Here is a 905-nt window from a genome sequence, read left to right as displayed (position 1 = left end):
AAAAGGTCTTCCTTTTTGCTATTTATCTATTTACACAAAATATTTTACGCTCTCTCTTTGTATTCAGCTGCTGAATCGTTTGATTTAATTCCTCTATCTTTTTTTCTTTTTCATTTAATATTTCCGTAAATTTTGTTTTTTCTTCTTCCAGGTTACTTTCATATTTTTCTAAAGAATCATCTTTCTGAGAACAAGCAGTAAGCAGCGTAAAGCTACAAATAGCTACGATCCATAATTTCCTCAACAGATTTCCCTACTTTCTCACTTCATTAGAAAATCATTATTCCAAAATGACAAAGCTCGAAAAAGAAAATACAGCCCTACAACAAGTACAAATAACACGACTACATTAAATACGAACACATTAAATACGAACTGTCCTTCGATTCCTAAAAATAACTGCTTTAAAACTTGCGATTATAGATGAATTGAAAACGTATTGCTAAGTAGAGCAGATAAAAATATTGACAACGATGCCATGATTCGTAGAATATATGAGATCCAAATTATACCAAAGTTCTCTCCCCTTTGACCTTTCATGGTTACCTCACCCCTAAAATCAAAAGGTACCCTTATTTTACCATATATAGATTTGAACATCCTAAAAAAAACTGCACCTCTCTTGTTAGTCTTATCTAACAAATGGGGCGCAGTTCAACCATTAGATCCGGATATTCTTTTATTGTGAAAACACTGTTTGTTACAATTACTAACCGTATTACGGACCGTCGTAACGATGGTCCCAAAAGTACAAGATCCTGCCGAAAAAGAAAACCTCGAGAATTAAGCCCTATTTTCATATACATCTAAAAATAATAAAAACCCCTTCGCTTTCGCGAAGAGGTTTACGTATGAAGCGGGTGATGGGAATCGAACCCACGCTATCAGCTTGGAAGGCTGAAGTT

The 905-nt window shown here is 34.4% G+C and carries 1 protein-coding gene; it reads right to left on the bottom strand.

Features of this window, described 5'->3' with window-relative positions; all coding sequences use genetic code 11:
- Positions 1–22: 22 nt before the first annotated feature.
- Positions 23–244, bottom strand: a complete 222-nt coding sequence (locus GQY27_RS21190; protein WP_160037246.1) for a hypothetical protein — start codon at positions 242–244, stop codon at positions 23–25.
- Between the last annotated feature and the right edge of the window lie 661 nt (positions 245–905).

The sequence above is a fragment of the Paenibacillus sp. An7 genome, assembly GCF_009870785.1.
GTDB lineage: Bacteria > Bacillota > Bacilli > Paenibacillales > Paenibacillaceae > Paenibacillus.
Note: the sequence above shows the minus strand (reverse complement) of the source record. Positions and strands in the feature narration are given on the sequence as shown.